Below are 17,598 nucleotides of genomic sequence, written 5' to 3'. Positions count from 1 at the left end.
TTACTCATCTCGAATCTTTATAGGAGGTGAATTTCATGCCAAATATTAAATCTGCAATCAAACGTGTTAAAACGACTGAAAAAGCTAAAGCTCGTAACATCGCAATCAAATCTGCAATGCGTACAGCTGTGAGAAAAGCTGATGCTGCTTTAATCGCTAAAGAAGAAAACGCTGCTGAATTATTATCAGCTGCAGTTAAATCTCTAGACAAAGCTGCTTCTAAAGGCTTAATCCACAAAAACGCTGCTTCTCGTACGAAAGCTCGTTTAATGAAAAAAGCTTAATTCTACCTTGTGTAGAATTTAAAGGGCTGATGCTTATCGCATCAGCCCTTTTTTAATTTAGATTGTGTGTGTGATTCCTTCTTTCACAGGTGGTTGATTTTCCATAAATTGAATTTTATAGATATAATGCCATTTCTTTTGATTTACTTCACCTTTCAATTCATATCCTGCTATGGTTACTTTTTCATAATGAACTTGCTCACGTGCCAGTTCTTCATATACTTCCCGCGCAATTTGATATAAATCTTCCCTCGACATGCCCGTCATATCGATATCAATCGCAATAACAGCTGGTTCTTCTAACTGTTCCTCTTTCGAACTTAATTGAATGGTCTCCTTTTTAGTACGAATAGTAGCTGAAACATGCTTAACATTTGGAACCTTCGTTGCAAGTGTTTGTTGCAACTCATTACTCATTTGAACAGATACTTCTTTACTTTGTTGTGGATCATAGCTCTGTTCTTTTAATGTATCACTCAATACTTCATACCCACGTCCATTTTGAATTTGAAACGTATATTTTTGTTTCGCATCATCACGATTTTTCACAGTAAACTCATACATATCACGTTTCCGCTCATATTTTCCATCCTGTACCTCTAAAGCTTCTTTTGGGTAATTTTTATTTAAGTATGTTTCTAATTCAATTGCTGCACGATGTTTTGCAAGTGGATTACTTGTATAATAGTTTACAATCCATAAACCGACGACAACTACTGCTAGTACAATCCATGTTACACGCCATCCTTTACTCATCTTTTTTTACCCCCTTCTATACCTTTTAACTTATACCCCCTTTCAATAAAAAAATTCCATTTTATACAAAAAAAAGAGAAATCACTATGAATAGTAATTTCCCTTTTAATTAATTGGATAATGGTCTCATTAAAAACAGTTCTAAATAGCGTTCGCGTCTACCGCTCATTGATTTTAATTGAAGATCTACTTCACTTAAACCGTATAATGCTTTTAAAAGATGCGTGTCCTTTACACCACGACGGTCTTCTACAATACGTTTTACGCGGTATGGATTCACCTTTAAGGTTTTTGCAATTTGCTGTGCATGATAACCTTTAGAAAGTAAATAATACACATTCGACATGAGGCGGACTTGTGAAGCAAGCAATGCAACGAGTGCAATCGGCTCTTGTTTTTGGCGAATTAAATCATGATAAATAGAGATTGCAGTAGAAACATCACCTGCAATATAAGCATTTAACAATTTAAAAGCATCTTGTTCTAATGTTTTCGCAACGAGTTCCTCTACATCTTCTAATTGAATTGTTCCTTCTTCGCCAATATAGTGACATAACTTATCTACTTCCATTTGCAAATGCAGCATGTCTAGCCCTACAAGTTCAATTAGCTTCTGTATCGCTTGTTCGTCGATTTGCTTTTGACGTGAGGATACTTCATTTTGAATCCAAACTGCTAAATCGCGTTCTTTTGGTGCTTCTGCATGCACAACATGTGCTAATTCCTTCATCTGCTTTGTCACTTTTTTACGCTCATCTAATTTTTCATAGGGCGCAATAAAGAGTGTGATGGAGAAATCCGATGGATGACGTAGCCATAACTCTAATGCTTTTAAATCATGTGCAATTTTCTCTTTTGAATTGTCTGTTGCTTTTAAAAAGGATGCATTTTTTGCGATAATTAACTTCTTTTCTGAGAAAAAAGGAATTGTATCGGCTTCCTCCATAACATGTTGGACAGGTACTTCTTCTAAATCAAAAATCGTCGTTTCGATTTCACCTGCTTGTTCAAGTGCCTGCTTCATACGACGAATCGTTTCATCAATAAAATATGTTTCGGTTCCTGAAAGTACATAAACAGGATCGATTTTCCCTTGATTCATTTCTTTCCATAGTTGTTGGAACATATATCCCGCCTACCTTTCACATCTTTTTCAGTATAGCATTTTTTCGTGAAAGGTTGTATGACGTTTTCATGGTTGTAAATCAATTGTTGTTTTTGTCATGCGCACTTCTATCGTTCCTACCTCTGCTGTATTAAGTGCTTCAATATGTGCTTGTTGTACACGCTCCACTACTTCTTTTGCAGGATGATTATAACGATTATTCCGTCCACTTGAATAGATGACGAGCTGCGGCTTTACAGCTTGCAAAAATAAATCTGATGTGGATGTTTTTGAGCCATGATGACCTGCTTTTAAAATCGTCGTACCTTTCAAAGCATCTGGATTCTTCTCAACTAACTCTGCTTCTCCTGCTGCCTCTAAATCACCTGGAATAATAATCTTTTTGCCTTCATACGTAAGCACGATGACAATCGAGTCATTATTTCCTTCATAAACTGTATCGTAGGGCATAACATATTCCATGCGAAAAGCACCTTGTTGCCACGCTGCTCCTGCCATTTGTTCCTGAATGGGAATATGTTGTTTTTCTGCTTCATGTAAGACATCTTGCATGACCGATTTTTGAGCTGAACTTGGTGTAATATGAATTTCTTTCACCTTTACTTCTTGCATAACTTCCTCTGCGCCTTCCACATGATCCGCATCTGCATGTGTCAAAATAAGGCGGTCAATTTTCTGAATCCCCCGTCCTTTTAAATAAGGAACGATAATTTGCCTGCCAATTTCATATACTTTATCGGACTGTTTCCATGTTGTACCGCCAAATCGCAGCAACCCACCGCTATCAATCATATAAACACCACGCCGATTTGGTAACTCAATAATGGTACAATCACCCTGATCTACACTTAAAAATGTGACACGTACGTCTTCATAATGTTTTGGTTGTTCTGTTATATAAAAAGTAAATGAAAAAAAGATACCTATACTCACAAGACGATAACGCTTTTGTTCCATCATGTAAAAAAAGAAGAGAATGACTAAAAATAAAAAGCAAAGCATCCAAATAGCAGGTTTTCCGGGATTCCACATTTGATATGGAATCTTCTGACAGAGATAAATAAAATCTTGAACAAATACGCGAAATGGTTCATAGAGACTAAATAAAAGTTGTGAGACGAAAGGTGGTAAAAAACTACTACATAATAGCACCAAATTCGCTGGTAGAATAACAAACGAAAAAAGAGGTACGAAGATTAAATTCATAACAATACTAGCAATCGATACTTCATAAAAGTGAGCGAGAAGTAATGGTAGAACGAGTAACTGACAACTAATCGTAATCCACAGTGACTGTGTCAGCCAATTTTTGCAACGGGCTAAATATTCGGAGGATAAGACAATGGCGCTCGTCGCTAAAAAGGAAAGTTGAAAGCCTACTTGATAGATGATATTTGGTTCAATTAGAACGAAAAGAAGGAAACAAAGTCCAAGCGCACTTTCTACTTTTAGACGATGATTAAAGAGAAGCGCGCCATATAAGATGAGTACCATGATGACTGAACGCCAAACAGAAGGTGCTCCGCCTGCTAAAATAGCGTAGGTTGGGAGCGCAATCCATAATGTATAAAAGACATGTTCTTTTCGCACACCCATTCTCAGTAGCACTTGTTGAAATAAAAGACTCGTCAGTGCGACATGCAAACCGGATATAGCGAAAAGATGCGTAATGCCAAGCTTCTGATAAGCTCTTGTATCGACAGCTTCCACATCATCTTGTTGCCCAATTAATAAGGCTTTCGCTTCTGCTTGAAGTGCTTCTGGGAAAGTTTTATCAATATGCTGTTCGAGTTTTACACGTTGTTGCCATAAAAAAGCAGTGAATGGTACATTTACTTTCAATGGTTGCCACTTCGTAACTTCATAAATACCGATAGCATGATGACTTTTTAAATAATCTTGAAAATCAAATGCATATGCGTGATGTGGCTTTGTTACAGGCTTTAATTCACCTTCTACATGAAACGTTTGTTTCGCCAATGTTTGCTGTTCGAGCATTTTCTTTTCTTCTTCATGTTGAATGGTATAAACAACATAAATTTTTTGTCCATTCACATCTTCCATTAACCCTCTCACACGACCACCATTCACTTTCACAGTTGATGTCCACTTCAAGATCATCTGTTGTGGTAATTCTTTCGGAACGTCTAGCTTCTCTGTTGTGTACACGAAAAAGAATAGACTCGCGATTACCGTAAACACAATCGTAGACCAAGCTGTTTTTCTAAAAATTAACCATATAAAAAACGGAATATATAAAAATAAAAGCCTTGTCGTCTCATTTGCAGAAAGAATGGCAAGGAGGACTGACAAGGCAATATAGATTACTTCATTGAGGCTACGCTTAATCCAAATAATTGTTCCACCCTTTGTTCAAATGGAGCCAATTGTTCTGGTTCAACGCCACGAGCACGAAGCTCTGCTAACATCTCTAAATTAAGTTTTAATTTTTCATCACGTAAAAAATCAATTTTTTGTTCTTCAAACGGTACGTGGACAATATTAACGCCCGCCTGTTCAAAAAGTTCAATCGCATATGGATTGTTTTTATAATCTGTTGCGTAGTATAAATTTTTAATGCCCGCTTGAATAATTGACTTTGTACATGGTAAACATGGGAAATGCGTTACATATAAATCCGCATCTTTTGTTGGTGTACCATATTTCGCACATTGTAATAATGCATTCGTTTCAGCGTGTACTGTACGGACACAATGATTGTCAATAACATAACAACCTTTATCAATACAATGATCATCTCCTGAGATTGAACCATTATAACCGCCTGCGATAATTCGTTTATCACGAACAATTGTCGCACCTACAGATAGACGGGTACATGTACTTCTTAATGCTAGTAAATGGCTTTGTGCCATGAAAAATTGATTCCAAGTTATTCGCTCCATGTGAAATCCCTCGATTCTTTACTTTTACGCACTGCGTGTTTACTTTTATTCTACATGATGGATGAGTTGTTGCCCATAGTAAATATTATTGTACAGTAATCGATGATTTTAACTTTTCGAATGTTTTTTCACCAAAACCCGTTACTTTTTTTAAGTCATCAATGGTTTGAAATAGACCGCTTTCTGTGCGGTATGCAATAATGGCTTTTGCTTTCGCTGGACCAATACCTGTTAAAGTTTGTAGTTGTGTTTCATCTGCTGTATTTAAATTTACAAGTACTGTTTGTTCTGTCGAGCTACTTGTATTTCCTTGTGCAGTCGATGTAGCAGGTGGCGTACTTACAGGAGTGTGGTCCGTCTTTTCACCTTTTTTCGGTACATAGACAACCATTTCGTCTTTCAACTTCTCTGCAAGATTAATTGCTTTCGGATTTGCAGACTGATTATAGCCTCCTGCTTCACGAATCGCGTCCATAACACGTGCTTCCGCATCTAACTGATAAATACCTGGTTTTTTAACAGCACCTTTTACATCGACAATAATCGCTGTTGACGTAAGTTGTGTACTATTCGTTTGCTTGTTGGGGGTTTCAGTAGAAGTTGGGGGTACTTCCACAGGTTGAATAAGTGAGGTTGGCTCTTGTGTCGCTTGTAGTGATGGTTCTTTTTTCGTCCAAAGATAAAGACTGATTGCACCAATCACCAGAAGGAGTATGCCAAGATGTTTTTTATATTGTATAAAAAAAGATGGCATTGCTTGACTTCCTTTCATTCGAGGAAGTTCACATGAGCTAATGCCATCTTATCTTATTTATCCAAAAATAGGAAGTCTTTATTTTACTGCATGGAAAAAAATACGTTCTGATTCTGCTGTTGGTGCTTGTTCACTAAAGTCAGCAGTTACATGAATGTTTGTAAAACCAATCTCTTGCAACAGTTGAACATAATCATCTACCGCAAACGAACGTTGAATATGTTGTTCATCAAAGCGCTCAAAAAGATCTTCTTCTACTTCAACAAAGAATGTCATATCATGTTCGACAGTGTGCGGTGTTTCAAGAGCTTCCGTATGCCAAATATATGTGACTTCTCCATCATCATATGTAAAAGGTCCATCCATAAAAATCGTATCCATTTTATAAAGTGAATGCACATCGAAAAAGAGTTGACCACCCTTACGAAGTGATTCGTAAATGCGTTTTAGCGTCTCTTTTACTTGCGACCATTCTTGTAAATAGTTGATGGAATCAATCGGAATACAGACAACATCTAGATCCACAAAGCCATCTAACTCGTCCATCGATTGGCAGACGAGCAATGCTTGTTGGCCTTGTGTTTGTAGACGTGTATTAGCCATCATTAACATCTCTTCTGATAAATCAAGACCAGCTGCTTCATAACCCGATTGTAAAAGCATGGATAACATGACACCCGTTCCACATCCTACATCTAATAATTTAGAATGCGTTGTTGCAGGTGCATGTTTTGTAATCCATTCAACATATTGATCGTATGGAATATCTTCCATTAATTGATCATAAACTTCTGCAAAACGTCCGTAACTATTCATGTGTGTCATCTTCTACATATAGCTCTGGTGCATCGCCCCATAGACGTTCTAAGTTATAATAACTACGCTCATCGCGGTGGAATACGTGTGCAACTACATCACCTAGGTCAATTAATACCCAACGTGCTGCGTCAAAGCCCTCTACACGTTTTACTGTGTAGTTTGCCTCATGTGCTTTCTCTTGAATTTCACGTGCGATTGCTTGTACTTGACGGTCTGAATTTGCATGGCAAATTACAAAATAATCTGCTAGTAATGAGATTCCTTGCATATTTAATACGACCAAATCTTCTGCTCGTTTATCATCTGCTGCTTTAAAAACAAGATTTAATAATTCATGTTCCATTAACTCGTAACCTCTTTCCTATAACAATAAGTCATTATAAAATTTAAAAGAATCTGGGAATACTGCTTGTTGTTGCTTCATTAAAAAGGCGATAGAGTGGCGAACAGAGCGCAGTGATAAATCATGTAGATTCTCTACTTCTGCTGCTTCACGCAGTTCATCAATTCCAGGGAATTTACGATTCGGCTCAATTAAATCCGCAATATAAATAATGCGCTCCAAGTTACTTGAACCTGCTCGCCCTGTCGTATGATAGCGAATCGCATGCAACACATCTTCATCTTCAATATGAAATTCTGTTTTTGCCACGTAAGCTCCAACAGGTCCATGCCATAATTCATGATGATACGCTAACAATGTAGGATCCATTTGCTGTTCTTCAATCACCTGTTTCATCCAATCGCGGTTGGCATACTTACATACATCATGTAGAATACCCGCAATCTCTGCCTTCTTTACATCTTCACCAAAACGTGCTGCGAGTTTCATCGCCGTATCAGCCACACCAATCGTATGAATATAACGTTTTTCAGGCATACGGTCTTTAATGGCTGCTAGTAGCTGTTGTCGTTCCATATAACCCTTCCTCTCGTATATAGTGTTCGACTTTCTGTGGTAACAGATAACGAACGGACTGATTATTTTTTAGACGTCTACGTAAAAGAGTAGATGATACATCGATAATTGGCGCTGCTACATGTATGACTGGTAATTCACTTTTACCCTCTGTTCCTGGGCGATCAACACCAACAAAATGAACGAGTTTAAGTAAATCCTCAATGCGATACCATGTATGAAGCGAATCGACCATATCGCCTCCGATGATAAAATAGAAATCACAATCTGGCTCGCGTTCTTTTAAAACTTGCAACGTCTCAAAGCTATACGACGTACCGCCTTTTTGAATTTCATACGGTTCAAGTTTAAACTTGGCATGATCTTCAATGGCAAGGGCTGTCATGTGTAAACGTTGTTCGCCTGTCGCACCATTCGGTTCTTCTTTATGCGGCGGAATCGCATTTGGCATAAAACGTACTTCGTCTAAGTCAAGTGCTTGTAATACTTCATTCGCCATCAATAAATGTCCAACATGTGGTGGATTAAACGTGCCTCCCATAATTCCTATTTTCTTCATCATCTTCACCCTACTTTGCTTTTGGTAATTCAATGCGACGGTTTTCGCGTTTTGGTGCTTCTTTATAAAGCACGACTGTTAAACCGATTAATTGAACTAATTCTGCATCTGTTCCTTCTGCTAATTCAGCTGCTACATCGCGCTTATCGAATTCACAGTTATCTAAAATACGCACTTTAATTAACTCACGTACGCGTAAAGCTTGTGTAATTTGCACGAGCATCGCTTCATTTACGCCGCCTTTACCTACTTGGAAAATCGGGTCTAAATGATGTGCCTCTGCACGTAAAAAACGTTTTTGTTTACCTGTTAACATAATAATTAATTTCCTCCTAAATGTGTCAACAACTGCTCTTTCACAGCTGTTGGGTCGGGACTTTGCTTCGTCCAATATTCAAAGGCAAGGGCACCTTGATGAATGAACATACCTAAACCCGATACAATCGTTGCACCCTTGTCTTGTGCTACCTGTAATAAAGGCGTCATTAATGGATTATACACAATATCTGCAACAATTGCTGATGATTTTAACTTTTCAAGTGAGAAAGGTATCGTCACCTGACTATTTTTCATACCAGCAGGTGTTGTTTGAATCAGAATCGCGTACTCATCCAATTGTTCACTTGCTGTATTTAACGAAATCGCTTGTGCTGGAATTGTTAATTCAGCGCAAATTTGCTGTGCTTTTTCAACTGTACGATTACAAATCGTTACATCTGTATAGCCTATTGACTCAAGTGCAAACGCAATTCCTCGCGCTGCACCACCAGCCCCAATCAACAATACCTTTTCATGTCTTTTCGCATCGCCAATGACTTCTTCTAACGAACGAACAAATCCTAAACCATCTGTATTGTAGCCCTTTAAACGTCCATCTTCTAAGCGAACAACCGTATTGACTGCGCCCATTTTTTCAGCTGTTTCATCTAAAGCATCTAAAAATGGTCGAATTTTTTCTTTATGTGGAATCGTCACATTAAAACCGCTAATTCCAAGTAATTTCATCGAAGCAACAGCCGCTTCTAAATCTTCTTCTTTCACATGAATCGGCAAATAAGTCGCGTCGATTCCGAGTTGTTGAAACCATTCATTATGCATCATTGGCGATAAAGAATGTCCAATTGGATCTCCAATGACTGCGTACCACTTTTTCATGTCAAAATACCCCCTAAATGAGTGACGGACGAACTTGTACTTCTACGCCTTCTGGTGCATAAGCTGCAATCACGACATTTGGATCTTGTACAGTAATCCAACCTAAACCTGAAAAGACGATATCTGTTTTACCTTCTTTAATCGAAAATTCATGACGTACTAAACGAGGAAGTTGGTCGATGAATTCAGCAGTTGGTGGTGCTAATAATTCACCTTTGTGATTCTCATACAATTCATCTGCCTTTTCTAATTTTGTACGGTGAATTGTTAAATCATTCGCTACATAAACTGTGAAGGCTGAACGCTCTCCTTTGATAAAGTCAAAACGTGCTAATGCACCTACAAACAATGTTTGCTCTGCATTCAACTGGAATGTTTTCGGCTTGATTTCTTTTTTTGGCATAATATATTTTAATTCAGATGAATCTAAATGATGTGCCATTTGATGATGATTAATAATTCCTGGTGTATCATAGATTCCTTTTTCGTCATCCAGTGGAATTTCAATCATATCAAGCGTCGTTCCCGGGAAGTGTGATGTTGTAATCACATCGCCATGCCCTGTAGCCGTCTTAATAATGCGATTAATGAATGTTGACTTCCCTACATTCGTACAACCTACCACATATACATCTTCTCCACGTCGGTATGTGTCGATTGCTTCCATCGCTTCATCCATACCAAGACCTTTATGTGCACTCACAAGTAATACATCAACTGGTTTTAAGCCTAACTTCTTCGCTTCTTGCTTAATCCAATGTACCACTTTTTTCTTATTCACAGACTTCGGCAATAAATCCACTTTATTCGCAATTAATAATACTGGATTCGAACCAACGAATCGGTGTAAACCTGGTAACCAACTACCATTAAAATCGAAAATATCAACGATTTTTACGATTAGACCATTCTGTGTACCTAAGCCATTTAAAATGCGTAAAAAATCATCATCTGTTAAAGAAACAGGTTGAATTTCGTTATAATTTTTCAAACGGAAACAGCGTTTACAAATTACGTCTTCCTTTTCTAATGAAGATGCAGGTGCATAGCCCGGTGCTTTTGGATCCTCTGTTTGTATTTCTGTTCCGCAACCAATGCAGTGTAACTTTTCTTCCATTATGATTGTTCCTCCCAAGTTGGTATTCCTTTTTTGTCTAAATACTTATAGACTCTTTTTTCAATCGCACGATTAAACTTCGTCACAAAACCATCTGAGTTCGCGACTGGTTTGACAAGCATCGTATAAATTTTCATACGATTTGCGCCCATCATATCCGTTAACATTTGATCTCCTAGCATTAATACTTGATTTACGGGTAAATGTAAAGTAGATAATGCTTCTTTAAAAGCGCCTGTCAATGGCTTACGCGCACGGTAAATATAAGGCAACTCAAGCGGTTCTGCAAATTTTTTCACGCGATCTTCGGCATTATTTGAAGCAATGATGACACGAATGCCTGCTTCTTTCATTGTTTTCAGCCACTGTTCGACTTCAGGCGTCGCTAAAGCACGATCCCATTCAATTAAGGTATTGTCCAAATCTGTAATGATTCCTTTAATACCCAAAGCTTGTAACTTTTCAGGTGTTAAATCTAAAACAGAACCGACAAATTCCTTTGGCATAATTAATTTATACAAATGATGTTCTCTCCATTTTCAATTGATTTTTCATTTTACCTCATAAGATTATAACATATTACAAAAGGCTTCTCCCACCTGTATATGTGCACCTTGTTGAACATTTGGTAAAAATTCAACGGATTTTTCTTCAAATAACATTACAACGGTTGAACCGAATGCAAAATAACCAATCTCTTCGCCTTTTGCCCATCTAGTAGATGTATTGGTTAATTGAATGGTATTAACGAACATCGCACCTACTTTAATGACTGCCACTGTATCATCATATTTTGTTTTTAGTTCTGTGACCATGCGGTAGTTTCCTGAAATCGGCTTTCTACCATACTTTAAACCGGCTTGATTTACAGGATAGCTATTATTCCCTAAAATGTATTGGCGCTCAATTTGACCATCTACAGGGCTGTGTACACGGTGATAATCTGCAGGACTTAAATAGAATACAATATATTGCCCATTTTTGTAGCGCTGTGCATTGTCATGTTTACCTAGAAGCTCATCTAATTGATAAACCTGCCCTTTTACAGTAATCGATGTATTTTGTGTAATAACACCAAATGATTCAATTTTAGAATCTGCTGGACTTGTCATCACATCTAAGCGACCATCAACCGGACGAGCACTCGATTTTAGCTCTCTCGTAAAAAATTGTTGTAAAGTTGGGAAAGAATCGACTTTTTTTGAAACTTCCTGGGTATTAATATCGTATATATGGATATATGACTGGATGAATCGTTTGCTAATTTTGGAGTTCATCATTGTTTTTAAAAGATGCGATGACCACTTCTTATTCGTGAGTTCAATCGCAGTTTGGTACAGTTTCTTTTTGAGCATAATTATGCCTCCGATTTTTTTAATGATTTACAGTTGATATCTTAAAGACTTATAATAGTCTAATATTGAATAAAATTAAAGGAGTGTTGTCCATTGAATATGGTGGATATCACAGTAAAGAAGATGAAAGCAAATCTAGCGAACCTCATCACCCTTGGAAACATCTCATTCGGTGGTGCAGCGCTAATGGCTACAATCAATGAATCATACGGTTACGCGGTCTTATTTATTCTTATTGCTGCTTTGCTGGATCGATACGATGGTAAAGTCGCACGAAAATATAATCTAGAATCAGAGCTTGGTAAACAACTCGATTCGATGAGCGACATTATTTCGTTTGGTGTAGCACCTGCAGTATTAATGTATGAAGTTGAATTGACCGCTTATGGTAACTTAGGTATGGTCATCGCGGTATTATATATCGCTTGTGGTGCATTCCGACTTGCTCGATTCAATGTTACTGAATCAAATGGTTATTTCACTGGACTACCGATTACGGCTGCCGGAGCAATCTTAACCATCTCGTTTTTCTTCTCGCCATGGTTATCAACGGCTTTCTATGTCGTATTGTTCCCATTACTTGCGATTTTAATGATTAGTAATTTCTCATTGAAGAAAGTGTAAATAAAGCGAAAGTTATGCCTCTTAGGTGTGACTTTCGTTTTTTTGTTATACTATTCTATTGTATCTTCTTTCCATTATTTATACGAAAGAAAATTGAATTTGTTTCATGAAAGTTCACAAAAAAAATGAGCCACGCCTTTTCAGTACGTGACCCCATTATCTTATAAACTTTTAATTGTTTCTAATACAACTTGTGTCGAATGCTTTGCAGCTACTGGTAAAAATTCATCAAAGCTAATATTCGATTCTTTACCTGCGATATCCGATAACGCACGAATCACAACGAATGGTGTACCGAATTGATAACATACTTGTGCAACTGCTGCTGCTTCCATCTCAACAGCTTTCATTGTTGGGAACTGCTTACGAACGACTTCCACACGTACAGGATCATTCATGAATGCATCACCTGTTGTAATTAAGCCCGTCGCTGCTTGGTGTTCACCAATCTTTTGAACTGCTAATTCTGCTGCTTGCATTAAGTTTGCATCTGATTTGAATGCAGGTGGCATTTGAGGTACTTGACCAATCTCATAACCAAAGATTGTTGCATCAACGTCGTGATGGCGTACTTCATCTGAAATAACGATTGCACCTACTTCTAAATTCTCATCATATCCACCAGCTGAACCTGTGTTAATGACAACATCTGGTTTGAACTCATGTAAAAGAATTGTTGTAGACATGGCTGCATTCACTTTACCAATACCACTCTTTAAAAGGACTACATCTTTACCTTCGTATGTACCTTCTGTATATTCTGAGTTTGCAATGACTGTTGTTTTTGGATTTGAAATGGCTGCACGTAGTAACTCCACTTCTTCTTCCATTGCACCGATTACGGCAATTTTCATCGTTTGTTCCGCCTTCCATAGAAAAAATACGTTCTATCTTACATTACAGACTATTTGAAAATCCGTCAATGCCAATTAATAAGCACCTTGTAGTTGATTTAGCACTTCTACTTTTTCTGGTTTCCATCCTTTTTTTGCTACCCATTTTAAAGATACACGATATTTTTTCGTTTGATCTTTTGAAGATACTGTGATAATTGATGCATCTGCTGATCCATTACCTTTCGCATACCAAAGAATCCAGTCTTCTTCTTTAAGACCTGTAATATTTTGAACAGCTTGTAATTTTTCATTCCAGTCAACTGTACCCGCACTATAACTTGATACGTGCATTGTTGTACCATCATCTTGTTGCGCTGTTTTATATGGCTTCCATTCCTTATCTTCAATTACTTCATCAACAATTGCCTCATCTGATTTTGATACTTTCACCGTATCACTTTTTTTCAGTTCTTCCACATCTTTTACGACAGTTGGTTTAACTGTTTTTTTCTTTTTAACAGGTTCTTCCTCTTTAGGCGTCTCTTTTTGGGGTTGAGCTGTTACAGCTTCTTTTTCTGGCTCTTTCGCCTTTTGTTGTTCTTCACCGCCCGAAAAAATAATACCAGCTACTAAAATAATTAAACCGACAACAAGTGCGATTAAATAATTTAAAATACGGTCGCCTTTTTGTTTACTCGTCATATGTTTTTTTGAACGATATCTTCTTTGTTCTTCCATACTTTCACCTCTTAGTTACCGTCATAATAGCATATTTAATGAAAATATGCTTTCTGTTTGAATACGTTGTTAGCAAATTGAAATATTTTAAAGGTTGCATAACATATTTTACATTCATAAGACGTTTTTTTAGATAAAGAGTTCTTTATTAAAAAAGACTGAGACACGCGTGTTTAAAACACAATTGTCCCAGTCTTTTTTCTATTACTTCTTATTTAATCGATACGATACGAACGTCCATATCGCCACCAGGTGTATTGATTTTTACTACATCATCAACCTTACGACCTAGTAAAGCTTTAGCGATTGGTGAATCGTTTGAAATACGTCCTTCGAATGGATCTGCTTCTGCTGAACCAACGATTGTGTATTCTTCTTCATCTTCGTCTGGAAGTTCTACGAATTTTACTGTGCAACCGATTGTTACTGTATCGCGTGCATCTGAACCTTCTTCGATAATCATCGCATTACGAATCATTGTTTGTAATAAAGAAATACGTCCTTCTACAAAACCTTGCTCATCTTTTGCTGCATCGTATTCCGAGTTCTCAGAAAGGTCACCGAAACCACGTGCGATTTTAATACGTTCTACAACCTCTTTACGTTTTGTCGTAATTAGGTACTCTAATTCTTCTTCTAATTTTTGCTTACCCGCTGCTGTCATTGGGTATTGTTTTTCGTTAGACAATACAATCCACTCCTTAAGTACGATATAAAAATACTATGTCGCCATTCGTAACGAACGCGACATAGTGATTTCTCATTAACTTCTGTTAATCATTACCATGATATTACACAATGGTGTCAGATTCAACAATTGTTTTTATTTTTGTAACCATTAAATCGATTGCGACTTCATTTTGACCGCCTTCTGGGATAATAATATCCGCATAACGCTTCGTCGGTTCGATGAATTGATTATGCATTGGACGAACAACTGATAGGTATTGTTCAACAACTGAATCAATTGAACGACCACGCTCATTAATATCACGTAAAATACGACGAATGATGCGTAAATCTGAATCGGTATCAACGAATAATTTAATATCCATTAAGTCACGTAAACGTTCATCTGCTAATACAAGAATACCTTCTAAGATAATTACGTCTTGTGGTTCAATATGCTCTGTTTCTTTTGAGCGTGTATGCAAAGCATAATCATAGATTGGCTTTTCAATTGGCTCACGATTCAATAACTTTTCAATATCTGCAATTAATAAATCGGTATCGAATGCATTTGGATGGTCATAGTTTGTTTCAAGACGTTGTTCAAACTCCAAATGACTTTGATCTTTATAATAATAATCTTGTTCAATCACGACAAGGTTATGGTTTTTAAATACTTCATGAATTGCATGTGTCACACTCGTTTTACCAGAGCCTGAACCTCCTGCAATTCCAATGACAACCGGTCTCTTTTTTGTCATCTTAGCGCATCTCCTTACGAATCATATCATGTGCATTCACTTTATGCTCACATTTGAAACGAACAATTTGTAGTGGATGTCTTGCTGCATCCAATGATTCGCCTTGTTCATCAAAGATTTCTTCTACAACGATTGTAAAGTTCTCAATCGCTGGACCGAAGAATTCGATTTCGTCGCCTGGTTTGAAGTAATTACGTTGTTGCAATGTAACCATTTGTGTTTCTTCATCGTAATCAAGTACCATACCACAGAAGTCGTAGTTTGTTTGTTTACCATGAACGCCAAACATTTGTTGTTCATAACTTGGTTCGCCTTCGAAGAATGAAGAAGCTGTTTCACGATTTGCACATTTATCTAATTCTTCTAACCATTCACGTTTGATGACAAAGTTTTCTGGGTCTGCACAATAAGCATCAATTACTTTACGGTACACCGTTACAACTGTTGCGATATAGTGAATTGACTTCATACGACCTTCTACTTTTAATGAGTCGATGCCTAGTTCGATAATTTTTGGAATCGATTCAATTAACTTTAAGTCTTTTGGACTCATCGCAAATGCTTCTTGTCCTTCTTCGAATAATGGCTTTTCTTCGCCATCTTCTACCGCATATAAATCATAATCCCAACGACATGATTGGCAGCAACCGCCGCGGTTTGAGTCACGCGCTGTCATATGGTTTGATAATACACAACGTCCTGAATAAGCGATACACATCGCACCATGTACGAATGATTCGATTTCGATATCTACTTTTTCTTTCATTAATTGAATTTCTTCAGCACCTGTTTCACGTGCTAATACAACACGTTCTAAGCCCTGTTCTTTCCAATATTGAACTGCTTTCCAGTTCGATAGAGATTGTTGTGTACTTAAATGGATTTCAAGCTTTGGTGCGACTTCTTTACATGTTTCGATAATTAATGGGTCAGCTACGATAATTCCTGTAATGCCAACGCCTTCTAATGCTTGTAAATAATCTTCTAAACCGTCCATATTTTCATTATGCGCAAAAATATTTGTTGTTACATAGATTTTCGCACCATAACGGTTAGCAAATTCAACACCTTCTGCCATCTCTTCGATTGAGAAGTTCCCTGCATTTGAACGTAGTCCAAACTCTTGTCCACCGATAAATACCGCATCTGCTCCATAATGTACGGCAATTTTTAATTTTTCCAGATTCCCAGCAGGTGCTAACAGTTCTGGTTTCTTCGTAATGACACGCTTGCCATCAATGATTTCTGAAATACGATCATTTATAATAGTCGTCATGTTACGTCTCCTCCTAATAAACTGTTTCTTTGAAGTAGAATCCAGTATCTAACGGACGTAATTCTGGTTGAATCTCTTCAATTTTTTCAAGTAAGTCTTGCTTCATATCTTCGTATGCATCTTCTGACTCCATGTACGCATCAATCGCTTGACGGTAGCAAGCTGTTACTTCAACTGCATAGTCATCTGAGCATAGAACCGAATCAAATTTAAATGAATCAACGCCTGCTTCAAATAATTCATTCAGTTCATCAATAATACATACATCATTCGGACTGTAAATGTGTGTACCATTTAAATCTTCATAGATTGGGTATTTATTTTCACGTTCTTTATCATGTAAAAACATATTTTTCGCTTCTTTACGATTTTCAACTTCCATCGCTTTATCTTGGAATAAGAAGTAGTTGCCTAAAAGCGGACGTTTTGATTGGAACATACATGTCATACCATGCACAAGTACTTCAATCTCAACTTCTGCGTTTTCTTTAATCTCTACAACTTCTTCCATGCTTAATTCACGAGCTAAATACGCGCGTGTTGCACCGCGTTTACCCCAGTAATTCGCTTGGAACCAGTTTGTAGAAATTGTTTCTGCATCCCAGTGAAGTGGAATTTCACAATTTGCTTCTCGGCGTGCAATAATAACAGCTGGATCGCCGAATACGATACCGTCTACATGTAATTCCGTTAGTTTTTCCATATAAGGAGCTAAATCATCGACACGATCATTATGATAAATCGCGTTCATTGCAACATAGACTTTTTTGCCTGCTGCATGAATCATTTTTGTTGCTTCTGCTACTTCTTCAATTGAAAATTCGCCTGCTAAACGCAAACCAAATTTTTGTTCACCAATTAAAAAAGCATCTGCACCAGCTTCAATCAAACGTGCTACGTGTTCAACTGAATGGGGTGTTACAAGTAATTCTGGTTTTTTCATG

22 protein-coding genes are annotated in these 17,598 nt (G+C 37.4%); 2 read left to right on the top strand and 20 right to left on the bottom strand.

Features of this window, described 5'->3' with window-relative positions; all coding sequences use genetic code 11:
* Positions 1 to 35 precede the first annotated feature (35 nt).
* On the top strand, positions 36 to 284 hold the full coding sequence (gene rpsT, locus ACKVQX_RS05305) for a 30S ribosomal protein S20 (protein WP_068452547.1): 249 nt from the start codon (positions 36 to 38) through the stop codon (positions 282 to 284).
* A gap of 57 nt (positions 285 to 341) precedes the next feature.
* On the opposite strand, the gene ACKVQX_RS05300 is transcribed toward rpsT, so the two are convergent.
* The 14 genes from ACKVQX_RS05300 to ACKVQX_RS05235 form a co-directional block, all read right to left on the bottom strand.
* Complete coding sequence (locus ACKVQX_RS05300; protein ID WP_068452545.1) at positions 342 to 1,040, bottom strand: DUF3139 domain-containing protein; 699 nt, start codon at positions 1,038 to 1,040, stop codon at positions 342 to 344.
* A gap of 109 nt (positions 1,041 to 1,149) precedes the next feature.
* Positions 1,150 to 2,166, bottom strand: a complete 1,017-nt coding sequence (gene holA, locus ACKVQX_RS05295; protein ID WP_068452543.1) for a DNA polymerase III subunit delta — start codon at positions 2,164 to 2,166, stop codon at positions 1,150 to 1,152.
* A 66-nt stretch (positions 2,167 to 2,232) separates the two neighbouring features.
* The gene (locus ACKVQX_RS05290; RefSeq protein WP_409136077.1) at positions 2,233 to 4,368 is read right to left on the bottom strand and encodes a DNA internalization-related competence protein ComEC/Rec2; all 2,136 of its coding nucleotides are present in this window, start codon (positions 4,366 to 4,368) and stop codon (positions 2,233 to 2,235) included.
* A 122-nt stretch (positions 4,369 to 4,490) separates the two neighbouring features.
* Positions 4,491 to 5,072 carry a ComE operon protein 2 gene (locus tag ACKVQX_RS05285; RefSeq protein WP_087680296.1) on the bottom strand — a complete coding sequence of 194 codons (582 nt, stop codon included), beginning with the start codon at positions 5,070 to 5,072 and terminating at the stop codon, positions 4,491 to 4,493.
* Positions 5,073 to 5,157: 85 nt separating this feature from the next.
* A complete protein-coding gene (locus ACKVQX_RS05280; RefSeq protein WP_409136076.1) occupies positions 5,158 to 5,826 on the bottom strand; it encodes a helix-hairpin-helix domain-containing protein in 669 nt (222 codons plus the stop codon).
* 78 nt (positions 5,827 to 5,904) lie between these two features.
* Positions 5,905 to 6,642 (bottom strand): class I SAM-dependent methyltransferase, encoded by a 738-nt coding sequence (locus ACKVQX_RS05275; protein ID WP_068452535.1) that lies wholly within the window; start codon positions 6,640 to 6,642, stop codon positions 5,905 to 5,907.
* Entirely contained in the window at positions 6,635 to 6,988 is a 354-nt protein-coding gene (gene rsfS / locus ACKVQX_RS05270) for a ribosome silencing factor (protein WP_068452532.1), read from the bottom strand. Before rsfS ends, ACKVQX_RS05275 begins: the two co-directional genes overlap by 8 nt.
* A gap of 18 nt (positions 6,989 to 7,006) precedes the next feature.
* Entirely contained in the window at positions 7,007 to 7,564 is a 558-nt protein-coding gene (yqeK, locus tag ACKVQX_RS05265) for a bis(5'-nucleosyl)-tetraphosphatase (symmetrical) YqeK (RefSeq protein WP_068452529.1), read from the bottom strand.
* Positions 7,533 to 8,123 carry a nicotinate-nucleotide adenylyltransferase gene (locus tag ACKVQX_RS05260; protein WP_338839101.1) on the bottom strand — a complete coding sequence of 197 codons (591 nt, stop codon included), beginning with the start codon at positions 8,121 to 8,123 and terminating at the stop codon, positions 7,533 to 7,535. Before ACKVQX_RS05260 ends, yqeK begins: the two co-directional genes overlap by 32 nt.
* 10 nt (positions 8,124 to 8,133) lie before the next feature.
* A complete protein-coding gene (yhbY, locus tag ACKVQX_RS05255) occupies positions 8,134 to 8,439 on the bottom strand; it encodes a ribosome assembly RNA-binding protein YhbY (RefSeq protein ID WP_068452524.1) in 306 nt (101 codons plus the stop codon).
* 5 nt (positions 8,440 to 8,444) lie between these two features.
* Positions 8,445 to 9,278 (bottom strand): shikimate dehydrogenase, encoded by an 834-nt coding sequence (gene aroE / locus ACKVQX_RS05250; RefSeq protein ID WP_087680299.1) that lies wholly within the window; start codon positions 9,276 to 9,278, stop codon positions 8,445 to 8,447.
* A gap of 13 nt (positions 9,279 to 9,291) precedes the next feature.
* Positions 9,292 to 10,395 carry a ribosome biogenesis GTPase YqeH gene (yqeH, locus tag ACKVQX_RS05245; protein WP_068452519.1) on the bottom strand — a complete coding sequence of 368 codons (1,104 nt, stop codon included), beginning with the start codon at positions 10,393 to 10,395 and terminating at the stop codon, positions 9,292 to 9,294.
* Positions 10,395 to 10,916 (bottom strand): YqeG family HAD IIIA-type phosphatase, encoded by a 522-nt coding sequence (locus ACKVQX_RS05240; RefSeq protein WP_068452516.1) that lies wholly within the window; start codon positions 10,914 to 10,916, stop codon positions 10,395 to 10,397. The genes yqeH and ACKVQX_RS05240 overlap by 1 nt, the downstream gene beginning before the upstream one ends.
* Positions 10,917 to 10,964: 48 nt before the next feature.
* Entirely contained in the window at positions 10,965 to 11,750 is a 786-nt protein-coding gene (locus tag ACKVQX_RS05235) for a phosphatidylserine decarboxylase (protein WP_068452514.1), read from the bottom strand.
* Positions 11,751 to 11,849: 99 nt separating this feature from the next.
* Here ACKVQX_RS05235 and pssA point away from each other — a divergent pair, with 99 nt between their 5' ends.
* On the top strand, positions 11,850 to 12,374 hold the full coding sequence (pssA, locus tag ACKVQX_RS05230; protein ID WP_068457299.1) for a CDP-diacylglycerol--serine O-phosphatidyltransferase: 525 nt from the start codon (positions 11,850 to 11,852) through the stop codon (positions 12,372 to 12,374).
* Positions 12,375 to 12,535: 161 nt separating this feature from the next.
* Here pssA and mtnN read toward each other — a convergent pair whose 3' ends face one another.
* From mtnN to ACKVQX_RS05200, 6 genes are all read right to left on the bottom strand, one after another.
* The gene (gene mtnN, locus ACKVQX_RS05225) at positions 12,536 to 13,228 is read right to left on the bottom strand and encodes a 5'-methylthioadenosine/S-adenosylhomocysteine nucleosidase (protein ID WP_068452512.1); all 693 of its coding nucleotides are present in this window, start codon (positions 13,226 to 13,228) and stop codon (positions 12,536 to 12,538) included.
* 75 nt (positions 13,229 to 13,303) lie between these two features.
* On the bottom strand, positions 13,304 to 13,948 hold the full coding sequence (locus tag ACKVQX_RS05220; RefSeq protein ID WP_068452510.1) for a DUF1510 family protein: 645 nt from the start codon (positions 13,946 to 13,948) through the stop codon (positions 13,304 to 13,306).
* Between the two features lie 211 nt (positions 13,949 to 14,159).
* Positions 14,160 to 14,636, bottom strand: a complete 477-nt coding sequence (gene greA / locus ACKVQX_RS05215; protein ID WP_068452507.1) for a transcription elongation factor GreA — start codon at positions 14,634 to 14,636, stop codon at positions 14,160 to 14,162.
* A 103-nt stretch (positions 14,637 to 14,739) separates the two neighbouring features.
* Positions 14,740 to 15,378, bottom strand: a complete 639-nt coding sequence (gene udk, locus ACKVQX_RS05210; protein WP_068452504.1) for a uridine kinase — start codon at positions 15,376 to 15,378, stop codon at positions 14,740 to 14,742.
* A 1-nt stretch (position 15,379) separates the two neighbouring features.
* On the bottom strand, positions 15,380 to 16,654 hold the full coding sequence (locus ACKVQX_RS05205; RefSeq protein ID WP_087680302.1) for a U32 family peptidase: 1,275 nt from the start codon (positions 16,652 to 16,654) through the stop codon (positions 15,380 to 15,382).
* 13 nt (positions 16,655 to 16,667) lie between these two features.
* On the bottom strand, positions 16,668 to 17,597 hold the full coding sequence (locus ACKVQX_RS05200) for a peptidase U32 family protein (RefSeq protein WP_068452496.1): 930 nt from the start codon (positions 17,595 to 17,597) through the stop codon (positions 16,668 to 16,670).
* Position 17,598 lies beyond the last annotated feature (1 nt).

It is taken from the genome of Kurthia sp. ISK08, from assembly GCF_046159805.1.
GTDB classification, from domain to species: Bacteria; Bacillota; Bacilli; order Bacillales_A; family Planococcaceae; genus Kurthia; species Kurthia gibsonii.
The sequence above is the reverse complement of the archived record's forward strand: the minus strand, read 5'-3'. Positions and strand labels throughout refer to the sequence as shown.